This is a genomic window from Streptomyces sp. NPDC048415 (assembly GCF_040651675.1).
Taxonomy (GTDB): domain Bacteria; phylum Actinomycetota; class Actinomycetes; order Streptomycetales; family Streptomycetaceae; genus Streptomyces.
The window spans coordinates 18,729-41,591 of record NZ_JBEZKJ010000075.1; the positions used below are offsets into that span (position 1 = coordinate 18,729).

Annotated in this window: 21 protein-coding genes; 17 read left to right on the forward strand and 4 right to left on the reverse strand. The window is 70.8% G+C overall.

The window, feature by feature from the left end:
- Positions 1–336 precede the first annotated feature (336 nt).
- A complete protein-coding gene (gene fmt, locus AB0D27_RS34140) occupies positions 337–1,269 on the forward strand; it encodes a methionyl-tRNA formyltransferase (protein ID WP_362516376.1) in 933 nt (310 codons plus the stop codon).
- Between the two features lie 307 nt (positions 1,270–1,576).
- The gene (locus AB0D27_RS34145) at positions 1,577–3,010 is read left to right on the forward strand and encodes a transcription antitermination factor NusB (protein WP_362516378.1); all 1,434 of its coding nucleotides are present in this window, start codon (positions 1,577–1,579) and stop codon (positions 3,008–3,010) included.
- Between the two features lies 1 nt (position 3,011).
- Here the strand turns inward: AB0D27_RS34145 and AB0D27_RS34150 are convergent, their stop codons facing one another.
- Positions 3,012–5,180 carry an MMPL family transporter gene (locus AB0D27_RS34150; RefSeq protein WP_362516380.1) on the reverse strand — a complete coding sequence of 723 codons (2,169 nt, stop codon included), beginning with the start codon at positions 5,178–5,180 and terminating at the stop codon, positions 3,012–3,014.
- 134 nt (positions 5,181–5,314) lie between these two features.
- Between AB0D27_RS34150 and rpe the strand changes: the two genes are divergently transcribed.
- The 6 genes from rpe to AB0D27_RS34180 all read left to right on the forward strand — a co-directional run bounded on the left by rpe (position 5,315) and on the right by AB0D27_RS34180 (position 10,223).
- Positions 5,315–6,001 carry a ribulose-phosphate 3-epimerase gene (gene rpe / locus AB0D27_RS34155; protein ID WP_362516381.1) on the forward strand — a complete coding sequence of 229 codons (687 nt, stop codon included), beginning with the start codon at positions 5,315–5,317 and terminating at the stop codon, positions 5,999–6,001.
- Between the two features lie 78 nt (positions 6,002–6,079).
- Positions 6,080–7,123, forward strand: a complete 1,044-nt coding sequence (locus AB0D27_RS34160) for a sugar-binding domain-containing protein (protein WP_362516383.1) — start codon at positions 6,080–6,082, stop codon at positions 7,121–7,123.
- A 255-nt stretch (positions 7,124–7,378) separates the two neighbouring features.
- Positions 7,379–7,783 (forward strand): ribonuclease, encoded by a 405-nt coding sequence (locus AB0D27_RS34165; RefSeq protein ID WP_362516385.1) that lies wholly within the window; start codon positions 7,379–7,381, stop codon positions 7,781–7,783.
- Entirely contained in the window at positions 7,780–8,157 is a 378-nt protein-coding gene (locus AB0D27_RS34170) for a barstar family protein (RefSeq protein WP_362516387.1), read from the forward strand. The genes AB0D27_RS34165 and AB0D27_RS34170 overlap by 4 nt, the downstream gene beginning before the upstream one ends.
- Before the next feature lie 106 nt (positions 8,158–8,263).
- The gene (locus AB0D27_RS34175) at positions 8,264–9,706 is read left to right on the forward strand and encodes a GuaB1 family IMP dehydrogenase-related protein (protein ID WP_362516389.1); all 1,443 of its coding nucleotides are present in this window, start codon (positions 8,264–8,266) and stop codon (positions 9,704–9,706) included.
- Positions 9,707–9,812: 106 nt separating this feature from the next.
- Positions 9,813–10,223 carry a hypothetical protein gene (locus AB0D27_RS34180; RefSeq protein WP_362516391.1) on the forward strand — a complete coding sequence of 137 codons (411 nt, stop codon included), beginning with the start codon at positions 9,813–9,815 and terminating at the stop codon, positions 10,221–10,223.
- Here the strand turns inward: AB0D27_RS34180 and AB0D27_RS34185 are convergent.
- A complete protein-coding gene (locus AB0D27_RS34185; RefSeq protein WP_362516392.1) occupies positions 10,206–10,487 on the reverse strand; it encodes a hypothetical protein in 282 nt (93 codons plus the stop codon). The genes AB0D27_RS34180 and AB0D27_RS34185 overlap by 18 nt on opposite strands.
- Before the next feature lie 391 nt (positions 10,488–10,878).
- Between AB0D27_RS34185 and AB0D27_RS34190 the strand changes: the two genes are divergently transcribed.
- Both AB0D27_RS34190 and AB0D27_RS34195 read left to right on the forward strand, forming a co-directional pair.
- Positions 10,879–12,360 (forward strand): amino acid permease, encoded by a 1,482-nt coding sequence (locus AB0D27_RS34190; RefSeq protein WP_362516394.1) that lies wholly within the window; start codon positions 10,879–10,881, stop codon positions 12,358–12,360.
- A gap of 30 nt (positions 12,361–12,390) precedes the next feature.
- On the forward strand, positions 12,391–12,843 hold the full coding sequence (locus tag AB0D27_RS34195) for an Lrp/AsnC family transcriptional regulator (protein WP_155054451.1): 453 nt from the start codon (positions 12,391–12,393) through the stop codon (positions 12,841–12,843).
- 8 nt (positions 12,844–12,851) lie between these two features.
- Here the strand turns inward: AB0D27_RS34195 and AB0D27_RS34200 are convergent, their stop codons facing one another.
- A complete protein-coding gene (locus AB0D27_RS34200; RefSeq protein ID WP_362516396.1) occupies positions 12,852–13,592 on the reverse strand; it encodes a GntR family transcriptional regulator in 741 nt (246 codons plus the stop codon).
- A gap of 211 nt (positions 13,593–13,803) precedes the next feature.
- Between AB0D27_RS34200 and AB0D27_RS34205 the strand changes: the two genes are divergently transcribed.
- From AB0D27_RS34205 to AB0D27_RS34225, 5 genes are read left to right on the forward strand one after another with little or no spacing between them, the layout of a single operon-like run.
- Positions 13,804–14,961, forward strand: a complete 1,158-nt coding sequence (locus tag AB0D27_RS34205) for an extracellular solute-binding protein (protein ID WP_362516397.1) — start codon at positions 13,804–13,806, stop codon at positions 14,959–14,961.
- Positions 14,958–15,866 (forward strand): ABC transporter permease subunit, encoded by a 909-nt coding sequence (locus AB0D27_RS34210; RefSeq protein WP_362516399.1) that lies wholly within the window; start codon positions 14,958–14,960, stop codon positions 15,864–15,866. Before AB0D27_RS34205 ends, AB0D27_RS34210 begins: the two co-directional genes overlap by 4 nt.
- Positions 15,854–16,672, forward strand: coding sequence for an ABC transporter permease subunit (locus AB0D27_RS34215; RefSeq protein WP_362516401.1), 819 nt, complete (start codon positions 15,854–15,856; stop codon positions 16,670–16,672). The genes AB0D27_RS34210 and AB0D27_RS34215 overlap by 13 nt, the downstream gene beginning before the upstream one ends.
- Positions 16,673–16,675: 3 nt before the next feature.
- Positions 16,676–17,737 (forward strand): ABC transporter ATP-binding protein, encoded by a 1,062-nt coding sequence (locus AB0D27_RS34220; protein ID WP_362516403.1) that lies wholly within the window; start codon positions 16,676–16,678, stop codon positions 17,735–17,737.
- 40 nt (positions 17,738–17,777) lie between these two features.
- Positions 17,778–19,253: an HAD-IA family hydrolase gene (locus AB0D27_RS34225; RefSeq protein WP_362516405.1), complete on the forward strand. Its 1,476-nt coding sequence runs from the start codon at positions 17,778–17,780 to the stop codon at positions 19,251–19,253.
- Positions 19,254–19,332: 79 nt separating this feature from the next.
- Here the strand turns inward: AB0D27_RS34225 and AB0D27_RS34230 are convergent, their stop codons facing one another.
- A complete protein-coding gene (locus tag AB0D27_RS34230; protein ID WP_362516412.1) occupies positions 19,333–19,911 on the reverse strand; it encodes a Repetin in 579 nt (192 codons plus the stop codon).
- Between the two features lie 269 nt (positions 19,912–20,180).
- Between AB0D27_RS34230 and AB0D27_RS34235 the strand changes: the two genes are divergently transcribed.
- Both AB0D27_RS34235 and AB0D27_RS34240 read left to right on the forward strand, forming a co-directional pair.
- On the forward strand, positions 20,181–20,969 hold the full coding sequence (locus AB0D27_RS34235; RefSeq protein ID WP_362516407.1) for a carbon-nitrogen hydrolase family protein: 789 nt from the start codon (positions 20,181–20,183) through the stop codon (positions 20,967–20,969).
- Between the two features lie 45 nt (positions 20,970–21,014).
- Positions 21,015–22,724 (forward strand): NAD(P)/FAD-dependent oxidoreductase, encoded by a 1,710-nt coding sequence (locus AB0D27_RS34240; protein ID WP_362516408.1) that lies wholly within the window; start codon positions 21,015–21,017, stop codon positions 22,722–22,724.
- The last annotated feature ends 139 nt before the right edge of the window (positions 22,725–22,863 follow it).

Consider the following 22,863-nt stretch of genomic DNA (forward strand, 5'->3'; position numbering starts at 1 on the left):
TGACCAACGCGTTTTCGCTCCGCTGGTCACGCATCAGGGGCGTAAGGGCATATGCACGGGGCGCGTCTTGAGGCGTACGCCCCCGGCGGAGGCTTGACTCGCCTCGCCTTCGGCCTCGGGATTTGATGTCAGGCTCAAAAGAGCGGCGCTCGTAAACGATGCGCCTTCTTGACGGGCGTCGGCGGCGGTGCGGGGCCCAGCCGGACACGGCGACCGCGGGACACCCGAGCCCCCAAGCCGCGCGCCGCATAGACTGGTGCGCTGCCCCGCACGGCCCGTACGCCGGGATTCGGACGGGCCGACTAGAACTCCCGCCCGAGAGGCCAACCGCCACCCATGAAGCTTGTCTTCGCAGGAACCCCCGAGGTCGCCGTTCCCGCTCTGGACGCCCTGATCGCCTCAGGGCGGCACGAGGTGGCCGCCGTCGTCACCCGGCCCGACGCGCCGGCCGGGCGGGGGCGCCGGCTCGTCGCGAGTCCGGTCGCCCAGCGGGCGGAGGAGGCCGGGATCGAGGTGCTGAAGCCGGTGAGGCCACGGGACGAGGAGTTCCTGGCGCGGCTGAGCGAGATCGGGCCCGACTGCTGTCCCGTGGTGGCGTACGGGGCACTGCTCCCTCGGGTCGCCCTCGACATCCCGGCCCAGGGCTGGGTCAATCTGCACTTCTCGCTGTTGCCCGCCTGGCGCGGCGCCGCCCCCGTGCAGCACGCGATCATGGCGGGGGACGAGATCACCGGTGCCTCCACCTTCCTGATCGAGGAAGGGCTCGACTCGGGACCGGTGTACGGGACGGTGACCGAGGAGATCCGGCCCACCGACACCAGCGGCGACCTGCTCACGCGGCTCGCCTTCGCGGGGTCCGGGCTGCTGGCGGCGACGATGGACGGCATCGAGGACGGCACCCTCAAGGCGGTGCCGCAGCCGGCCGACGGGGTCACCATGGCGCCGAAGATCACCGTCGAGGACGCGCGGGTCGACTGGTCCGCCCCGGCGCTGCGCGTCGACCGGGTCGTGCGGGGGTGCACGCCCGCGCCCGGGGCGTGGACTGTCTTCCGTGGTGAGCGGCTCAAGCTCATCCAGGTCGCGACGGTGCCCGAGCGGACGGATCTCGCTCCGGGGGAGCTGTCCGTCGGCAAGAACAACGTGTACGTCGGGACGGGTTCGTACGCGGTGGAGCTGCACTGGGTTCAGGCTCAGGGCAAGAAGCCGATGCGGGCCGCGGACTGGGCGCGTGGTGTGCGGATTCCCTCCGGGGAGCGGCTGGGGGTCTGAACCCCGGGGGCGTGGTCCCCGGGGGGCGGACCCCGGGAACCACGCCCCCCGGTAAGGCGGTTCCTGGGGGCAGCCGCCCGGCACGGCGCGGTTCCCGGGGGGCAGACTCCGGGCACGGCGGTTCCCGGGGCAGACTCCGGGCACGGCGGGTTTCGCCCCCTCCGCCCCTGCCCGTCCCGTATGTGGGGGCTGCGCCCCCAGACCCCCCTGTCGCGCTTCGCGCTCGTCCTCAAGCGCCGGACGGGCTAAACGCTTTCCGACGTACGCTGGACTGGTTGACCCATCCAGGATCCGGAGCACCTTTTTCGTGAGTGAGCAGTCCCGTCGGGCGGGTAAGCCCGGCAAGCCCTATCGCCGTCCCCAGAAGGACCCGGTCCGTATGCTCGCCTTCGAGGCGCTGCGGGCCGTGGACGAGCGGGACGCGTACGCGAACCTCGTCCTGCCGCCGCTGCTGCGCAAGGCGCGCGAGAAGGGCGACTTCGACGGGCGGGACGCGGCGCTGGCGACCGAGCTGGTGTACGGGACGCTGCGCCGGCAGGGGACGTATGACGCCGTCATCGCCGCCTGTGTCGACCGGCCGCTCAGGGAAGTCGATCCGCCCGTTCTCGACGTGCTCAACCTCGGCGCGCACCAGCTGCTCGGGACGCGCATTCCGACCCATGCCGCCGTCTCCGCCTCCGTCGAGCTCGCCCGTGTTGTGCTCGGCGACGGACGGGCCAAGTTCGTCAACGCCGTGCTGCGCAAGGTCGCGCGGCAGGACCTCGACGCTTGGCTGGAGCAGGTCGCGCCGCCCTACGACGAGGACCCCGAGGAGCATCTCGCCGTCGTGCACTCGCACCCGCGCTGGATCGTCTCCGCGCTGTGGGACTCGCTGGGCGGCGGCCGTGCCGGGATCGAGGATCTGCTGGAGGCCGACAACGAGCGGCCGGAGGTGACGCTCGTCGCCAGGCCCGGGCGGTCGAGTGCCGATGAACTCCTCGATGTGATCGGGGACGAGTCCGCGCTGCCGGGCCGCTGGTCGCCGTACGCCGTGCGGCTCAGCGAAGGCGGTGAGCCGGGCGCCATCGACGCCGTACGCGAGGGCCGTGCGGGCGTCCAGGACGAGGGCAGCCAGCTGGTCGCGCTCGCCCTCGCGAACGCGCCGCTCGACGGGCCCGACAAGGCCTGGCTGGACGGCTGCGCCGGACCCGGCGGCAAGGCTGCCATGCTCGCCGGACTCGCCGCCCAGCGCGGGGCCGTGCTGCTCGCCTCCGAGAAGCAGCCGCACCGGGCGGGACTGGTGGCGAAGGCGCTCGCCGGGAATCCCGGGCCGTATCAGGTGATCGCGGCCGATGGGACCCGTCCGCCGTGGCGGCCCGGCACCTTCGACCGGGTGCTCATGGACGTGCCCTGCACGGGGCTCGGCGCGCTGCGCCGCCGTCCGGAGGCGCGTTGGCGGCGCCGCCCCGAGGACCTGGAAGGCTTCGCGCCGCTCCAGCGGGGACTGCTGCGCACGGCACTCGACTCCGTACGGGTCGGTGGCATCGTCGGGTATGCGACCTGCTCGCCGCATCTCGCCGAGACCCGCGCGGTCGTCGACGACGTGCTCAAGCACTACGACGGTGGCTCCGCCGAGCTGCTCGACGCCCACCCTCTCCTGCCGGACGTGCCTGCGCTGGGCGACGGCCCCGACGTACAGCTGTGGCCGCATCTGCATGGCACGGACGCCATGTATCTGGCGCTCATCCGGCGCACCGCGTGATCTAGTCGGGGCGTGACGCGGGTTCAGGTGCCGCGGACGCCACCGGAGGCCGTGCCGACCCGTCCTCGTGCGAGAGGCGGTGCGGCCACCACACCTTCGGCCCGATGTCGAGGAACAGCGACGTCACCAGGATCGAGCGCACCACGAAGGTGTCGAGCAGGACGCCCAGCGCCACCGCGAAGCCGATCTCGGCGAAGGCGACCATCGGGAGGGTGCCGAGGGCGGCGAAGGTGCCGGCCAGCACCAGGCCGGCGGAGGTGATCACCGCGCCCGTCGCCGCCAGGCCCGTCACCACGCCCGCGCGGGTGCCCTGGTGGGCCGCCTCCTCGCGGATACGGGTGGTCAGGAAGATGTTGTAGTCGATGCCGAGGGCGACCAGGAACACGAAGACGAACAGCGGGAAGTCGGTTTGCTCGCCCGCGTAGTCGAAGATGTGCCGGAAGGCGAGCGCGCTGGCGCCGAGTGCCGCCGCGAAGGACAGCACCACCGTGCCGATCAGCAGCAGCGGGGCCACCAGAGCCCGTAGCAGCGCGCCCAGGATCAGCAGGACGACCAGCAGGACCGCCGGGATGATCAGGATGTTGTCGTGGGTGGTCGCCGCGTCCATGTCGAGCAGGGCCGCGGTCCCGCCGCCCACCCGGGCGTCCGCGTCGGGCACGGCGTGCGCCGCCTCCCGTACGCGCTGGACCGTCTGTTTCGCGGCGTCGCTGTCCGCCGGGGCGGTCATCGTCGCCTCGAAGAGCACCTTGCCGTCGTACGAGGGTTTCGTGCCCGGCGGCACGGTGATGCTGGCGGGCACCACACCCTTCGTACCGGCCACCGCGGCGCGGACCTGGTCGCCCTTGGTCTGGTCCGCGACGATGACCAGCGGATCGCCGCTGCCCGCCGGGAAGTACCGCTCGGAGATCTGCTGGCCGGTGATCGAGTCCGGCTTGCCGGTGAAGGCGTCCGCGTTGCTGATCCCGTTGGCGTGCAGTTGGAGGAGGCCGAAGGAGAGGGCGGCCAGGGCGAGCGCGGTGGCGGCCCAGACGGCGCGGGGGCGGCGGGCGATACGGCGGCCCATGCGGGCCCAGACGCCGCTCGCGGTCGGGTCGGCCGAGCCGAAGTGCGGGATCGCCGGCCAGAAGATCCAGCGGCCGAAGACCAGCAGCAGCGCCGGGAAGAGCGTGAGCATGGCGAGCAGCGCGACCGCCACGCCGATGGCCGCCACCGGGCCGAGGCCCCGCGTCGAGTTCATCTCGGCGGCGAGCAGCACCAGCATGCTCAGGACGACCGTGGCGCCGGACGCGAGTACGGCTGGGCCCGCGCGATTGAGGGCGAGGGCCATCGCCTCGTGGCGGTCCTCGTGGCGGCGCAGTTCCTCTCGGTAGCGGGCGACCAGGAGCAGCGCGTAGTCCGTGCCCGCGCCGAAGACGAGGACGGTGAGGATGCCAGCGCTCTGCCCGTTGACGGTCAGGCCCGCGTGTTGCGCGAGGAGATAGATCAGCGCCTGGGCCGTGAACAGCGCGGCGACCACACCGATCAGCGGCACGAAGATCAGGGTCAGGCTTCGGTAGGTGAGCAGCAGCATCACGATCACGACGCCCATTGCTGACAACAGCAGCGTCGAGTCGATGCCTTCGAAGGCCTTGGAGAAGTCGGCGGAGGTGCCGCCCGGGCCCGTGATGTGCACGCCGAGCCCGCCGCTGCCCTTGCCGACCTGGTCACGGAGGGAGTCGACGGCGGGCGCGATCTCCTCCCAGCCCTTCTCGTCCATCGTGATCGGCACATGGATCTGGGCGGCCTCGGGCGCGGTCGGGTTGTTGTAGACCGGGCCGCGCGTCTCGTCGCCGCGCACGCCGTGCGCCGTGAGTCCCTTGATCTGCTGGACGTCCTGGGCGATCGCCTGCTTGTCCTGGGCGGTCAGTCCGCCCGCACGGGCGTAGACGACGACCACGGGGATCTGTTCCGGCCTGAACGTGCCGGATGTGTCGAGGACTTGGGTGGACTCGGCCGACCCGGGCAGCCAGGAGGCCGCGTCGTTGTCCTGGGCGTCGGTGAGCTTCGAGGCGAGCGGTGCCGCCACCACGAGCGCCACCAGCCACAGGCCGACGATCAGCCACTTGCTGCGCCGCCCGCACAGGAATCCGATGAGTCCCTGGCCCACAGGGCGCTCTTTCCCGTCCGTCATGGCCACCCCCGTAGCCGCGTCTGGAGCCGGTCGGCCGCCCAGCATGGCATGCCGGGCCGTCGTATGACATCCGCAGAACGGCCCAGGTCTGGACCGAGGAGAGCAACCGGCCCGGGGCATGGCAGGCTTGGGGCATGGCCGTGCAGATCAACCCCAGCATCCTGTCCGCCGACTTCGCCCGTCTTGCCGAGGAGGCAAAGGCGGTGGAAGGCGCCGACTGGCTCCATGTCGACGTCATGGACAACCACTTCGTACCGAACCTCACGCTCGGTGTGCCGGTCGTAGAGAGCCTGGCCCGAGCGACGGACACGCCGCTGGACTGCCATCTGATGATCGAGGACGCCGATCGATGGGCGCCGCAGTACGTCGAAGCGGGTGCCGGTTCCGTCACCTTCCATGCGGAGGCGGCCGCCGCGCCGGTGCGGCTCGCGCGCGAAATCCGGGCCAAGGGCGCCCGTGCCGCCATGGCGCTCAAGCCCGCGACCCCCATCGAGCCGTACGAGGACCTGCTTCCCGAACTCGACATGCTGCTGATCATGACGGTGGAGCCAGGTTTCGGCGGCCAGTCGTTCCTCGACATCATGCTTCCGAAGATCCGCCGCACCCGCGAGTTGATCAGCAAGCACGGCCTCGAACTGTGGCTCCAGGTCGACGGCGGTGTGTCGGCGTCCACCATCGAGCGGTGCGCGGAGGCGGGAGCCGACGTCTTCGTCGCCGGATCGGCCGTGTACGGGGCGGCGGACCCGGCCCAGGCGGTACGTGCATTGCGCACCCAGGCCGAGGCGGTGACCGCCCACGCGGCATGGGCGTGCGACCACTGAGCCAAGGGAACGTGAACGGCGCCCAGCAGGGCTGATCAAGTACGCCGGATCTGCGAGGATGAACGGCGAATCCAGAGTGTGAACAGCAGTGAGGAGATCGCCGTGTCGGGTATGTCGGCGGGCCGGTCAGCCATGCGGATGGGACCCGCTGAGCTGGTGCAGGCGGCGGCCATGGCCCGCCGCTTCTACCTCGAGGGCAAATCCAAGATCCAGATCGCCGAGGAGTTCGGCGTCAGCCGCTTCAAGGTGGCCCGGGTCCTGGAGACCGCTCTCGAACGGGATCTGGTGAGGATCGAGATCCGCGTCCCCGCCGAGCTGGACGCGGAGCGCTCCGACGCGCTGCGCGCCCGCTACGGCCTCAGGCACGCCGTCGTGGTGGAGTCCCCGGCCGATGCGGAGGAGTCGCCCGACCCCGAGAATCTCGGCGAGGTCGCCGCCGACCTGCTCGGTGAGCTGGTCAACGAGGGCGATGTGCTGGGTCTGGCCTGGGGCCGCTCCACCATCAACATGGCGGCCGCGCTCGACCGGCTCCCGCCGTGCACGGTGGTGCAGCTGACGGGTGTGTACGACGCCGGGACCGCCGAGCGCGGTTCGGTGGAGGCGGTGCGGCGGGCGGCCCAGGTGTCCGGGGGCGACGCCCACCCCATCTACGCGCCGATGCTGCTGCCGGACGCGGCCACCGCGGCCGCGCTGCGCAATCAGACCGGGATCGCCCGGGCCTTCGAGTACTTCGACAAGGTCACGGTCGCCTGCGTCTCCATCGGCTCCTGGGAGCCCGGCATCTCCACGGTGCACGACATGCTCAGCGACGAGGAACGCGCCCACTACGCGTCCCTCGGCGTCGCCGCGGAGATGTCCGCGCACCTCTTCGACGCCGAGGGCCGACGAGTCGGGCGTGACCTGGGCGAGCGCTGCATCACGGTCGAGGCCGACCGGCTGCGCCGCATCCCCGAGGTCGTCGCCATCGCGGGCGGTCAGCGCAAGGCGGCCGCCATCGACGCGGTGCTGCGGTCGGGGCTCGTCACCAGCCTGGTGACGGACACGTCGGCCGCGGACGTGCTCATGACGGCGGGGCCGACGCCCCGCCCGGCACTCAACAGGGCGGATCCGGACGGGCCGTGACCGCTCGGGGGCTGCGGGCGGACGGTCTGTGACCGCTCGGGGCCGCGGGCGGACGGTCTGTGGCTCTTCGGGGCTGCGGGCGGACGGGCCGTGACCGCTCGGGGCTGCGGGCGGATGGTCTGGGACCGCCCGCGGGCTGCGGGCGGATGGTCTGTGGCTCTTCGGGGCCGCGGGCCCAGTTCCATGGCTTCCTTTCCGGGCCCCTCCGGGCCCAATGGCGCGCCGGGAGCGGATGGCCGTGGCAGCATCGGCGTCATGCTGCTGCGGTCCGTCCCCCGTGTGTTCGCGGGCCTGTTCCTCTGCTTGAGCGTTCTGCTGACGGGGTGCTCTTCCGCGACCGACAGCGTCTCCACCTCGTCCACCGCGCCCGGCTGGGCGCAGGGCATGGGCACCGTCAAGGCGGCCCAGCTGCCCGCCGAGGCACGGCGGACCCTCGCCCTCGTCGACCGGGGCGGCCCCTTCCCCTACGCCAAGGACGGCGTCGTCTTCGGCAACTTCGAGCGGCTGCTGCCGCGGCACCAGCGCGGCTACTACCACGAGTACACGGTCAAAACCCCAGGTGAGCGGGACCGGGGCGCCCGGCGCATTGTCACCGGGCAGAGCGGTGAGATCTACTACACCGATGATCACTACAAGTCGTTCAAGGCGGTGCTGAGATGAGCCACGGTCCTCTCGCGCAGGTGTGCCGCGCGGCCGGATGGCAGTTCACCGTCCTGGACCTCACCGGTGTCTCGGACAAGGCCGGCTTCATGGCCCGCTGTGTGCGCGCCCTGGACCTGCCGGAGTGGTTCGGGCGGAACTGGGACGCGCTCGCGGACTCCCTGGGCGACCCCGACTGGGGGCCCGCGAGCCCGGGCAGACTGCTCGTGGTGAGCGGCTGGCGGCAATACGCGAAGGCGCGGCCCGACGAGTGGGAGATCGCCCAGGAGGTCCTGGAGTCGGCCTCCGGGCACTACCAGCAGTTCGACGCCGTCCTCTCGGTCGTCCTCACCCTTGGAGGATCCGACCAACTGCCCGCTGACCAGCCTGGATGATCTGTGCGGGCAACGCATACCGGCCGACATGGGACAATGAAGTACGTGCTCTTCCCCCTGGCTGACCTGTCCGGGGGTCACCTCGAACGACTGGGATGTGCAGCACGTGCGTTTCCTCAATGACATCCAGCCCGCGTACGACCTGACGTACGACGACGTCTTCATGGTGCCCAGCCGCTCCGCGGTCGGCTCGCGTCAGGGCGTGGACCTCACCGCCCCGGACGGCACGGGCACCACCATCCCGCTCGTCGTCGCCAACATGACCGCCATCGCGGGCCGCCGGATGGCCGAGACCGTCGCCCGCCGCGGTGGCCTCGTCGTCATCCCGCAGGACATTCCGATCGAGGTCGTCACCGAGGTCATCTCCTGGGTCAAGGGACGCCACCTGGTGCTCGACACCCCGATCGTCCTCGCCCCCCACCAGACCGTCGCCGACGCGCTGGCGCTGCTGCCCAAGCGCGCGCACAACGCGGGCGTCGTCGTGGACGAGGACGGCCGTCCGGTCGGCGTGGTCACCGACGCCGACCTGAACGGCGTGGACCGCTTCACGCAGCTGTCCGAGGTCATGTCCCGGGACCTGCTGCTGCTCGACGCGGACATCGACCCGCGCGAGGCCTTCCACAAGCTCGACCACGCCAACCGCCGTTACGCCCCCGCCGTGGACGCGGGCGGCAAGCTCGCGGGCATCCTCACCCGCAAGGGCGCCCTGCGCGCCACGCTCTACACGCCCGCCACCGACGCGGGCGGCAGGCTGCGCATCGCCGCCGCCGTCGGCATCAACGGCGATGTGGCGGGCAAGGCCAAGCAGCTGCTCGACGCGGGCGTCGACACGCTCGTCATCGACACGGCGCACGGCCATCAGGAGTCGATGATCAGCGCCGTCAGGACGGTGCGCGCGCTCGACCCGCAGGTCCCGATCGTCGCGGGCAACATTGTCGCCGCCGAGGGTGTCAAGGACCTGATCGACGCCGGCGCGGACATCATCAAGGTCGGTGTCGGCCCCGGCGCCATGTGCACCACCCGCATGATGACCGGCGTCGGCCGGCCGCAGTTCTCCGCCGTCCTGGAGTGCGCCGCCGAGGCGAAGAAGTACGGCAAGCACGTCTGGGCCGACGGCGGCGTACGCCACCCGCGCGACGTCGCGATGGCGCTGGCCGCCGGTGCGTCCAACGTCATGATCGGCTCCTGGTTCGCCGGTACGTACGAGTCTCCGGGCGACCTCCACCAGGACGCCAACGGGCGCCCGTACAAGGAGTCCTACGGCATGGCCTCGGCCCGTGCGGTCAAGAACCGGACCAGCGACGAGTCGGCGTACGACCGTGCCCGCAAGGCGCTGTTCGAGGAGGGCATCTCCACCTCGCGGATGTTCCTCGACCCCTCCCGCCCGGGCGTCGAGGACCTGATCGACTCGATCATCGCGGGCGTCCGCTCCTCGTGCACCTACGCGGGTGCCAACTCCCTCGAGGAGTTCGCCGAGAACGCGATCGTCGGCATCCAGAGCGCGGCCGGCTACGCCGAGGGCAAGCCGCTGCACGCCAGCTGGAGCTGACGCGCTCTCCTGCCTACGGCCCCTGTTCCCGCCGCCGGGAACAGGGGCCGTACGCGTATCGTCAGGCCCTCTTGACGTCAAGGCTGCTTGACGCGACGCTGAGGTCATGACGACACCGCAGAGCATCGAGCCGCAGTACACCCTGCTGACCGCCGTGGCCCGCCTGGACGAACTGCGGGTGCGGGAGTCGCTCGCCGGGGCCGGGAGCGAGGCCGAGGCGCTCGACCGGGCCGGGCTGCTGGAGCTGCTCGCGCTGAGCGAGGTGGTCGCCCGCAAGGCGGCGTACGGCCGTCAGCTCACGGTGCGCTCGGCTCGCGAGTCCGGGGCCTCCTGGTCCCAGATCGGCGCCGCCCTCGGCACCAGCAAGCAGGCCGCGTGGGAGGCCCACACCCGCTGGATCGACGCGCAGGCAGCGGCGTACGGGCGGCCCGGGCAGATGGGGTTCGACGAGACGGACGTGGCGCGGGCCCGGGCCGTGGCGGGGGATCCGGAGGAGCGCTCAACGGAGCGGTCGTAGCGCCCGCACCACCGCCTCAGCCAGCAGCGCGTGCCCCTCGTCTCCGGGGTGCACACCGTCCACCAGGCGCGCCACGTCCAGGAGTTCACCTCCGGGAAGCGGGCGTACGTCGTGCGCGGCCCGCTCCGCCGCCTCGCGCAGGTGCGTCAGCGTGGCGCCGAAGCGGTTCGGGGTCGTGTCCGCGTCGGGGCGTACGGCGGGGGAGACGACCAGGAGCGGGGCGTGCGGGTGGCCCTGGCGGAGCACCGTCAGGAACGCTCGCACCGTTCGTACGGCAGCGCCGCCGAATGCCCGTCGGAGAGCACGTCGACGGCGGCGACCTTCTCCGCGAGGCGCTGCGGGGGGTGAAGCCGAAGGGGGTGAAACAGACCTGACGAGGTGTCGATGCAGCCGGCTTCCGGAACCGCGCGAACCCCCTGAAAGGCGCCTCGCGCAACCATCGAAAGGCCCCGCGCAACGAACATGCGCCGGGATGCGATGAACGCAACGATCTTGCGGAGATGCGCAAGGTTGCTGCATTACGCCCGTGAAGGTCGGACTCGTAGGGTCAAGCGCTGTACAGAGGCGTGGCGGGGACCCCGCTCGGTGGGTTCCTGCTCGCAGGGGTGCCGCCGGTCCCCGCCGTCCCGACCGGCAGCGATGAAGGAGCCAGCGCGTGCTCGACCAAGGCGCACCCCCGCAGTCCCGCACCACTTCCGCCCCGCCGTCCCCGGGCATAGGCGCGCGTCTCATGCGTCGCAAGCCCGTAGAACGCCTGGTCGCCGAGGGTGGCCAGGGTGAGGGAGGCGCGCTTCGCCGCTCCCTCGGGCTGTGGCAGCTCACCATGATCAGCATCGGTGCCACGCTCGGCACCGGCATCTTCGTCGTCCTCGGCCAGGCCGTCCCCAAGGCCGGTCCCGCGGTCACCCTGTCCTTCGTGATCGCCGGTCTCACAGCCCTCTTCTCCGCCCTCTCGTACGCCGAACTGGCGGGCACCATTCCGGTTGCCGGGTCCTCATACTCGTATGCGTACGCAACGATGGGCGAACTGATCGCCTGGATCTGCGGCTGGTGTCTGGTCCTGGAGTACGGCGTTTCGGTCGCCGCCGTCGCGGTCGGCTGGGGCGAGTACCTTAACGAGCTGCTCGACGGCACGATCGGCATCACCATCCCGGACGCGCTGTCCGCGCCGCCCGGTGACGGAGGCATCTTCAACCTGCCCGCGCTGATCGTCGTGCTGCTCGCGATGGCGTTCCTGCTCGGCGGCGCCAAGGAGTCCGCTCGCGCCAACACGATCATGGTGGCCGTGAAGATCGCCGCGCTGGTGCTGTTCTGTGCCATCGGTATCCAGGGCTTCCGCTCCGGCAACTACGAGCACTTCATGCCGCTCGGCATGGCGGGCGTCAGCGCCGCCGGTGCCACGCTCTTCTTCTCCTACATCGGCTTCGACGCCGCCTCCACGGCCGGCGAGGAGGCCAAGAACGCGCAGCGTGACCTGCCGCGCGCGATCATGCTCTCGCTGGTCATCGTGACCGCGCTGTACGTCGTCGTCGCCGCCGTAGCCGTCGGTGCCAAGCCCTGGAAGCGGTTCAACGACTCGGAGGCCGCGCTCGCCGAGATCATGAAGAACGTCACCGGGCAGTCCTTCTGGGGCACGCTGCTGGCCGCCTGCGCCGTCATCGCCATCGCGAGTGTGGTCCTGACCGTGCTGTACGGGCAGACCCGCATCCTGTTCGCGATGTCCCGTGACGGGCTCGTGCCCAAGGTCTTCGCGCGCGTCCACCCGAAGACGGGTACGCCCCGGGCCAACACGGTGATCGTCTCGCTGTTCTGCGGTGTCCTCGCCGCAGCGATCCCGCTCGGTCAGCTCGCCGACGCCACCAGCATCGGTACGCTCTTCGCCTTCGCGCTGGTCAACATCGCCGTCGTGGTGCTGCGCCGGACGCGCCCGGACATGCGGCGCACCTTCCGCGTTCCGCTGTCGCCCGTGCTGCCCGCGATCGGGTTCGCGCTGTGCGTGTGGATGATGAACAGCCTCTCCGCCGTCACCTGGGTGGTCTTCGGAGTCTGGATGGCCGTCGGGCTCGTGTTCTACTTCAGTTACGGCTATCGCCGGTCACGTATGGCGACCGTGGAACCCGTCGCCGAGCAACCGTAGAACCACTCGCAGAAAAGTGAATCACCCGCAGTGCTGAACGATCTCGACGAACGCATCGTGCACGCCCTCGCCGAGGATGCCCGCCGCTCCTACGCCGACATCGGGCAACTCGTCGGCCTGTCCGCGCCCGCCGTGAAGCGACGGGTGGACCGGCTGCGGGCCACCGGTGCCATTACCGGGTTCACCGTCCGGGTGGACCCGGCGGCGCTCGGCTGGGAGACCGAGGGGTTCGTCGAGATCTACTGCCGGCACAACACCTCGCCGGAGACCATCCGGCGGGGTCTTGAGCGGTATCAGGAGGTCGTGGCCGCGTCGACCGTGACCGGGGACGCGGACGCGGTGGTGCAGGTCTTCGCCTCGGACATGCGGCATTTCGAGCGGGTCCTCGAGCGGATCGCCGGGGAGCCGTTCGTGGAGCGGACGAAGTCCGTGCTCGTCCTCTCACCGCTGCTGCGGCGGTTTTCGTCCGGGTCGCCCACGTAGGGGCGCCGTTACTCCGCCGTCTTTCTCGCCAGCGCGTTGTTCCCTATCGAGTTGTGCACGCTGAAGCTCACGGCGTCCGAGCGGTAGCGGTCGTCGGACCACTCCACCGGGCGCCCTTCGCGTGTCGTGGTGACGCGGCGGACGCGCAGGAGCGGGCTGGTGCGGCGTACGCCGAGGAGGTCGGCGTCCTGGGCGCCCGCCGCGACCGCGTCGATGACGTGCTCGCCGTAGGCGAAGACCAGGCCGGTGTCGTCGAAGAGGCGCTGGGTGACCGAGGGGCACTCCGGCTCGATCGCCTCGACGGCCGGGGCGATCCAGTCCGCGTACACCGTCCGCTCGAGGAGGACCGGTTCGCCGTCCAGGCCGCGGACGCGCAGGACCTGCAACACCCTGGCCTTTTCGCGAAGTTGGAGCCGTACGGCGTCCTCCGCGGTCGCCGGACGGTACTCCTGGGTCACCACATGCCCCGTCGCCTCGCGCCCCATCGCGCGCGCCCACTGGGCGAAGCTGCGCAGTTCGGCGAAACTCTGGCTGCGGCGGCTGGCCAGCACCACGCGGCGGGCGCCCTGGCGTGAACCGATGAGCCCCTCGGCGGTCAGTGCCGCGACGGCCTGGCGGACGGTGCCGCGCGAGACGCCGTAGTGGGTCGCGAGATCCGTCTCCGCGGGCAGCAGACTGCCCACCGTGTACTCCTCGCGGTCGATCGCCCGCCGCAGCTCGTCGGCGATCTCCTCGTGTCGCGCCGCCATGCTTCCCCTCTGATCCGACTGCTGTGCACAGCGTGATCAGCCTAATCGAGATCTGAACGTGATCGTCGCGGGCCGGGATTGTGCAGGGAATCAGGGGTTACGGTTTCGCCAAAGTTTACGAACCGGACACCATTGCCGGGCCTACTGGGGCCAACTTGTTCAGACAAGTTCTTCGCTCCACTTCACCCTCGTGCGTACTCCTGGAGAGACCGTGACCGTGTTCCTGCCGAGGACCGCCGTCCTCACCGGCGGCCTCGCCGTCGCCGCCGCACTCGCCCTGAGCGCCTGTGGCGCCGCTCCCGACGACAAGGCGACCACCGCCAACGGCAAGAGCGCGGCCACCGCGACCTCGGCCGCGGACTTCGGCGGACTCGACGCCCTGGTCAAGGCCGCCAAGAAGGAGGGCACGCTGCACGCGATCGCGCTGCCCCGCGACTGGGCCAACTACGGCGCCCTCATCGACGGCTTCAAGAAGAAGTACGGCATCAAGGTCGAGGTCGAGAACCCGGACGGCTCCAGCCAGGACGAGATCAACGCCGTGACGTCGCGCAAGGGCCAGGACCGCGCGCCCGACGTCCTGGACCTGGGCAGCTCCTTCGCGCTGAGCGCCGCCCAGCAGGGCCTGCTCGCTCCGTACAAGGTGAGCGCCTTCGGTGACATCCCCCAGGGTCAGAAGGACACGGAGGGCCGCTGGTACAACGACTACGGCGGCTACATCTCCATCGGCTGCGACGCCAAGAAGGTCAAGCAGTGCCCCACGACCTTCAAGGACCTGCTCAAGCCGCAGTACAAGGGCCAGGTCGCCCTCAACGGCAACCCCACCAAGTCCGGTTCGGCCTTCGGCGGCGTGTACGCGGCCTCGCTGGCCGGCGGCGGCTCCTTCGACGACATCCAGCCCGGCCTCGACTTCTTCGCCAAGCTCAAGAAGAACGGCAACTACACGCCCGTCGAGTCCACCCCGGCCACCGTCGAGAAGGGCGAGACGCCGATCAGCATCGACTGGGACTACCTGAACGCCGGGTACGCCGACGAGTTCAAGTCCAAGGGCGTCGACTGGAAGGTCACGGTCCCCTCGGACGGCCAGTTCTCCCAGTACTACTCCCAGGCGATCAACAAGGATGCCTCGCACCCGGCGGCCGCCCGCCTGTGGCAGGAGTACCTCTACAGTCCCGAGGGCCAGAACCTCTGGCTCAAGGGGTACGCGCGTCCGGCCCTGATGACCGCGATGCAGAAGGCGGGCACGCTCGACAAGACCGCCGCCGCCAAGCTTCCCGCGGTCTCGGGCACGCCGAGCTTCCCGACCGAGGCCCAGCAGAGCAAGGCGAAGACCGTGCTCGCCCAGGGCTGGGGCAAGGCCGTCTCCGGATGACCACCGTCCTCACCGAGGCCGGGGCCGACGTGGCGCCCGCCGTTGCCGATCAACGGCAGCGGCGGCGCCGCGCCCCCGGCTGGCTCGCCGTCCTGCCGCTGCTGGTCTTCGTGGCGATCGCCTTCGGAATCCCCGCCCTGGCCATGCTGAACGGCGCCTTCACCGTCAAGGACCAGGCCACCGGCGCCACCTCGTACACCGCGGCCAACCTGACCGGCTCGCTCAAGGGCGCCTACCTCACCGCCCTGATCGGCAGCGTCAAGCTGTCCGCCGTGTCCGCGGGGATCGCGACCCTCCTCGGACTGCCGCTCGCCCAGGCCGTGGTGACCTCCCGCTTCCGCGCCCTGCGCGAGGCCGTGCTCACCGCCTCCGGTGTCCTCGCCAACTTCGGCGGCGTCCCGCTGGCCTTCGCCTTCGTCGCCACCCTCGGCAACTCCGGTGTGCTCACACGGCACTTGGGCCTGGCGGACAAGGGCTGGAACCTCTACAGCTTCTGGGGTCTGGTCATCGTCTACCTGTATTTCCTGATCCCGCTGATGGTCCTCACCATCACGCCCGCCCTCGACGGACTGCGCTCCCAGTGGCGCGAGGCCGCCCAGAACAACGGCGCGACCTCTGTGCAGTACTGGCGGCACGTCGCCCTGCCCGTGCTCGCGCCCTCACTGCTCGGCGGTCTGGTGCTCCTCTTCGGCAGCGCCTTCGCCGCGTACGCCACCGCCGCGGCCATGGTGGGCAGCGCGGTCCCGCTGGTCACCCTGCAGATCGCCGACGCCATCTCCGGCAACGTCCTGGTCGGCCAGGAGAACGTGGCGCTCGCTCTCAGCCTCGACATGGTCCTCATCGCGGGCCTGGTCATGGCCGTCTACCTGCCCCTGCAACGACGGAGTGCGCGATGGCTCGCCTGAACCTGTGGCGCTGGGTCGTCCTCGCCCTCGCCGGGTTGTACTTCCTGGTGCCGCTGGCCGCGTCCGTCATCTTCACGGTCGACGTGCCCGGGCAGGGCGTCACCTTCGACGCGTACAGCCAGATCGTCTCCACCGACGGCTTCGTCTCCAGCCTGCTGCTCTCGCTGGAACTGGCCGCCGCCACCATCGCCGTGGTGCTCCTCCTGATGGTGCCGGCCATGGTCGTACTGCGACTCGGCGCACCCCGGCTGCGGCCGGTCGTGGAGGTGGTGTGCTCGCTGCCGCTCGTCGTCCCGCCGATCGCGTTCGTCGCCGGAATCGCCACCGTCCTGAAGTGGGGCCCCGAACACCTCTCCCGCACCCCGCTGTTCCAGACGTTCGTGGCCATCCAGAACCCCGACTTCCCTTTCGTACTCGTTCTCGCGTACGTCGTGATGGCGCTGCCGTTCGTCTACCGGGCGCTGGACGCGGGGCTGCGCGCGATCGACGTACGCACCCTCGTCGAGGCCGCCCGCAGCTGTGGCGCGGGCTGGCCGCAGGCCCTGGTCCGGGTCGTCCTGCCCAATCTGCGCGGCGCCCTGCTCAACGCCTCCTTCCTCACGCTGGCGCTGGTCCTCGGCGAATTCACGGTCGCCCAGCTGCTCGGCTTCCAGCCGTTCGCCGTGTGGATCTACAGCGTCGGCGGCTCGCAGGCCCAGCTGTCCGTCGCCGTCTCCGTGCTCAGCCTTCTCGTCACCTGGGCACTGCTCCTCGCGCTCGCCGTCTTCGGCGGACGCTCCCGTACCGCTTCCGCCTCCCGGGGATGAACCATGACTGTCGCTACGCTCGAAAAGGCCGCCACCGTTGAATTCCGGGGGCTGCGACGGGAGTTCGGCCCCACCGTCGCCCTCGACGGACTCGACCTCACCGTCCAGCCCGGTGAACTCCTCGCCCTCCTCGGGCCTTCCGGCTGCGGCAAGACCACCGCGCTGCGCATGCTCGCCGGATTCGAACACCCCGACGCGGGCGAGGTGCTGGTCGACGGCGAGGACGTCACACGGGTCCCGGCGCACCGCCGCGACGCCGGGATGGTCTTCCAGTCGTACAGCCTCTTCCCGCATCTGAGCGCGCTCGACAACGTGGCCTTCGGACTGCGGATGCGCAAGGTGCGTACGTCCGAACGGCGGTCACGGGCAGCCGAGTTGCTCGACCTCGTGGGTCTCGCCGACAAGGGCGAGCGCTTCCCGCACCAGCTCTCCGGCGGCCAGCAGCAGCGTGTCGCACTGGCCCGCGCGCTCGCACTACGGCCCCGCGTGCTGCTGCTCGACGAACCGCTCTCCGCGCTCGACGCCAAGGTGCGGCTGACGCTCCGCGAGGAGATTCGCCGCCTCCAGCAGGAACTGGGCATCACCACCCTCTTCGTGACGCACGATCAGGAAGAGGCGCTGTCCATGGCGGACCGGGTCGCGGTCATGCGGTCCGGGAAGCTCGAACAGTGCGCGGCGCCCGCCGAGTTGTACGGGCGTCCCGCCACCCCCTTCGTCGCCGAGTTCGTCGGCACGATGAGCCGGATCCCGGGGCGGCTGGAGGGCGAGACGGTCGAGGTGCTCGGTCAGCGGCTGCCGGTGGACGGCGACGCGCCCGCCGCGGCGGAGGTGGATGTGCTCGTGCGGCCCGAGGCGGTGCGGGTGCGGGCGGACGACGCCGGTGACGCGCGGGTCGTGGCCACCGCGTTCCTCGGGGCGGCCACGCGGGTCACCGTGCGGCTCGCCGACGGCACCGAGGCCAAGGCCGACCTGCCCACGCACGAGGCCGCGACGCTCGTATCGGGTGCCGCCGTGACGGTGAGCCTGCCGGAGCGGCCGGTGCTGGTCGCCGAGCGCGCGCACTGACCTCCGCACCCGCTCCCCCCACTCGACGAAAGAGAGCCCCGTGACCCACCGCACCACCCCCCAACTCCTCCTCCAAGCCGTCCTGTTCGACATGGACGGCACGCTCGTGGACACCGAGCGGCTGTGGTGGGAGGCGGTGGAGCAGGTGGCCGGCGGACTCGGGCACGCGCTGACCGGGGCCGACCAGCCGGAGGTGCTCGGGAGGCCCGTCGAGCACACCGCCGGATGGCTGGCCGGGATCACGGGCGCCTCGGCGCAGGAGACCGCCGCCGAGCTGCACCGGGAGTTCGCGGACCGCGTCCGCACGGGCATCGTGCCCCGCCCCGGAGCGAACGAACTGCTGGACGCCCTGGCCCGCGACGGCGTCCCCACCGCCCTCGTGACCGCGTCACCGCGCGCGGTCGCCGACACGGTGCTCGAAGCCCTCGGCGCCGCTCGCTTCGCCGTCTCCGTCACCGCCGACGACACCGAGCGCACCAAGCCCGCCCCCGACCCCTACCTCGCCGCCTGCCGCGCCCTCGGTGTCGACCCCGCCGCGTGCGTCGCCGTCGAGGACACCCAGACCGGCGTCACCTCCGCCGAGTCGGCGGGCTGCGCCGTGCTCGCGGTGCCCTCCCTCGCACCGATCGCCCCCGCCGCCGGCCGCACCGTCCTCGCCAGCCTGGAGGAGGTGACCCCGGCCCGGCTGCGGGCCATGGTCGCGCCCCCCGAGCTGCGGGTGATGAGCTGGAACCTCTGGTACGGCGGCACCAAGGTCGACGATCACCGGGAGAAGCAGCTCAAGGTCATCGCCGAGACGGGCGCGGACGTGGTCGGCCTCCAGGAGACGTACGGCGACTCGGCCGAGGAACTCGCCGTCGCGCTCGGCTGGCACCACCACCGGGCCGGCGAGAACCTCGGCATCATCAGCCGGTACCCGATCACCGCCCGCCTCGGCGACCCGGACGTCGGGTTCTACGGGGGGACCGGGGCGCGGATCCTGCTGGACGGCGGCCAGGAAGTGGACGTCTGGAGCGCCCACCTCGACTACACGCCGTACGGCCCCTACGAGGCCCGCTTCGACGGACTCCCGGCGGCCGAGCTGGTCGCGCACGAGGCGGTGCGGCTCGGTCAGATGCGGGAGATCCTGCGGCGGATCGCCGACTCGGCCGACGACGCCACGCCGGTCGTCCTCGTCGGTGACTTCAACGCCCCCTCGCACCTGGACTGGCCCGACGTCGAGTGGCCCGTGACGAAGGCCGCCGCGGAGGCGGGCCTGCGGGACTCCTACCGCGAGGCCCACCCGGACCCTCTACGGGAGCCGGGGCACACCTGGTCGCCGATCCATGTCGAGCACGAGGACGGCAGCGGGCGGCCCGAACCGCAGGACCGGATCGACTACGTCCTGCACCGCGGCCTGCGGGTGCTCGACTCCCGCACCGTCGTCACCGGCGCCCCGCGCGCGTGGCCCGACGTGGAGGGCAACGACTGGCCCTCGGACCACGCGGCGGTGCTCACGACGTTCCGGCTCGGCTAGGGCCTGTCCGGCCCCCCGTCTGCGGCGTGCTGCGCCGGACAGACCCGACCAGTGTCAACAACGCTCGTGATCAATACACCTAGAACTTCGGCTGCCAGGGCACGACCGTGTAGTCGCCCGTGCCCTGCTTCACCTTCTCGAAGGGCGCCGAGCTCACGCATTTCGGCAGGTCCTTGGTCTCCACCGGGTTGCCGACCGACGCCCAGCTGTAGCCCAGCCGGTCGTGGTGGCCGAGATCGTGGACCGTGACGCCGACCCGCTTGCCCTTCGCGCCGGGCAGGTCGGAGTCGGTGATCACTCCGGAGACGACGGCGACCTTGCCGCCGGTGAGCAGGCAGTCCACCTTGGCCTTCGCCCAGGCGCCGTCGCCGTCCGCGTAGTGGCTCCACCGGAAGGTGCCGGTGGCCTTCATCGGGTCGTCGTTGTCCTTCGCCGCCAGGTGCGCGTCGAAGGAGAACGTGATGTCGTCCCCGGCGGACCGGTACAGCTTGGCGGTGCCGGTGAGCGCGGCGGCCTCCCGTTTCTCCTGCGGTCGGGCGCCGGACGCGACGGCGGATCCGGCCGCCCCGGCACAGAGGAGTACGGCGGCGCCGAGCGCGATGACCTTCGTACGACGGGTAAAAGGCGGCTCATGACGGTCCTTTCTGCTTGGTGAAATGGACAGTCACCACTGTCGCGTCGCCGCCCTCGGGCCACATCGTGCCGCGGATGTCACCTCCCTCCGCCGTTCGGCGGGGCCCATGCCTGTGACCTGCGCCTCAAGGGGGATCCGGGCTACGACCAGGGCGCGCAACGAATCGCCGCCGAGCATCCGTCGCACGCAACGATCCGTCCAGTGGCGCGCAACGGCTCCTTCTTGCCCGGCCGAGCCCCGCGACCGTACCGTCTAACTGGCCCCCCAAACCCTCCGTACCGGTGAGGAAACGCATGCGCACCGCCCTGCTCCAGAGCTCCGGACGCCCCGGCTCGACCGTCGAGAACCTCAAGGTGCTCGACGAGGCCGCGGGCCGCGCCGCCGTCGCGGGCGCCGGGCTTGTGGTGGCGCCGGAGATGTTCCTGACCGGGTACGCCATCGGCGACGACATCGCCCGCCTCGCCGAGCCCGCCGACGGCGACTCCGCTGCCGCGATCGCCGAGATCGCCACCCGGCACGGCGTGGCCGTCGCCTACGGCTACCCCGAGCGCGCCGGCGAGCAGGTGTACAACTCCGCGCAGCTGATCTCCGCCGAGGGCATCCGTCTCGCGAATTACCGCAAGACCCACCTCTTCGGCTGCTTCGAGCGCGACCACTTCACTCCCGGTGAGCAGCCGGTCGTCCAGGCCGAGCTCGGCGGACTGCGTGTCGGCCTCATGATCTGCTACGACGTCGAGTTCCCGGAGAACGTCCGCGCGCACGCCCTCGCCGACACCGACCTGCTGCTCGTGCCGACCGCGCAGATGCACCCCTTCCAGTTCGTCGCCGAGTCGGTCGTCCCGGTGCGCGCCTTCGAGAACCAGATGTACGTCGCCTACGTCAACCGCACCGGCCCTGAAGGGGAGTTCGAGTTCGTCGGGCTCTCCACGCTGGCCGGGCCCGACGGGGTCGCCCGCGCCCGCGCAGGGCGCGGCGAGGAACTGGTCCTCGCCGACGCCGACCCCGCCCTCCTCGCGGCCTCGCGCGAGGCGAACCCGTATCTGAAGGACCGCCGCCCCGGCCTCTACGGGTCCCTGATCTAACCCCAGCCTTCCCCTCAAAGCTTTCGCGCAAGGAGTCCGTACCCCATGACGTCCACGGTGCCCAACGCCGTCCAGCACGCCGACGTGCAGCAGCCGCCGATCACCATGTTCGGTCCGGACTTCCCCTACGCGTACGACGATTTCCTCGCGCACCCCGCGGGCCTCGGCCAGATACCCGCGACCGAGCACGGCACCGAGGTCGCGGTCATCGGCGGCGGTCTGTCCGGCATCGTGGCCGCGTACGAGCTGATGAAGATGGGCCTCAAGCCCGTCGTGTACGAGGCCGACGAGATCGGCGGCCGGCTGCGCACGGTCGGCTTCGAGGGGTGCGACCCCTCGCTGACCGCCGAGATGGGCGCGATGCGCTTCCCGCCGTCCTCCACCGCCCTCCAGCACTACATCGACCTGGTGGGCCTTCAGACCCGGCCGTTCCCCAACCCGCTCGCCGAGTCGACGCCCTCGACGGTCGTCGACCTCAAGGGCGAGTCGCACTACGCGACCACCGTCGACGACCTGCCGCAGGTCTACCGCGACGTGATGAACGCCTGGAACGCCTGCCTCGAAGAGGGCGCCGACTTCTCCGACATGAACCAGGCCATGCGCGAGCGCGACGTCCCGCGCATCCGCGAGATCTGGTCCCAGCTCGTCGAGAAGCTCGACAACCAGACCTTCTACGGCTTCCTCTGCGAGTCGGAGTCCTTCAAGTCCTTCCGGCACCGCGAGATCTTCGGCCAGGTCGGCTTCGGCACCGGCGGCTGGGACACCGACTTCCCGAACTCGATCCTCGAAATCCTGCGCGTCGTCTACACCGAGGCCGACGACCACCACCGCGGCATCGTCGGCGGCTCCCAGCAGCTGCCGCTGCGCCTGTGGGAGCGCGAGCCGGAGAAGATCGTCCACTGGGCCTACGGGACCTCGCTGGCCAAGCTGCACGACGGCACTCCGCGCCCGGCCGTGACCCGCCTGAACCGCACGTCCGGCAACCGGATCACCGTGACGGACGCGAACGGTGACATCCGTACGTTCAAGGCGGCCATCTTCACCGCCCAGTCCTGGCTGCTGCTCTCGAAGATCGCCTGCGACGACTCGCTCTTCCCGATCGACCACTGGACGGCGATGGAGCGCACGCACTATATGGAGTCGAGCAAGCTCTTCGTGCCCGTCGACCGGCCGTTCTGGCTGGACAAGGCCGTCGACGACAGGGGAAATCCGACGGGCCGTGACGTCATGTCGATGACGCTCACCGACCGTATGACGCGCGGGACTTACCTGCTCGACGAGGGTCCGGACAAGCCCGCCGTCATCTGCCTCTCGTACACTTGGTGCGACGACAGCCTCAAGTGGCTGCCGCTGTCCGCGAACGAGCGGATGGAGGTCATGCTGAAGTCGCTCGGCGAGATCTACCCGAAGGTCGACATCAGGAAGCACATCATCGGCAACCCGGTGACCGTCTCCTGGGAGAACGAGCCCTACTTCATGGGCGCCTTCAAGGCCAACCTGCCCGGCCACTACCGCTACCAGCGGCGCCTGTTCACCCACTTCATGCAGGACGCGCTGCCCGAGGACAAGCGGGGCATCTTCCTCGCCGGCGACGACATCTCCTGGACGGCCGGCTGGGCCGAGGGCGCCGTGCAGACCGCGCTGAACGCCGTCTGGGGCGTCATGCACCAGCTGGGCGGGACGACCGACCCGACCAACCCCGGTCCCGGCGACGTCTACGACGAGATCGCGCCCGTCGAGCTGCCGGAGGACTAGTGTCCTGCGCCAGTAGTTGATCGTTAGAAGTTGCATGACTTCTACTGCTGGTGCGTCAGTTCCTCGTCGGGGCCCCAAGTTGGAGCCGTTGCTGCTGTCTGATGACGAGCGGGCGGAGTTGGAGCGGTGGACGCGTCGG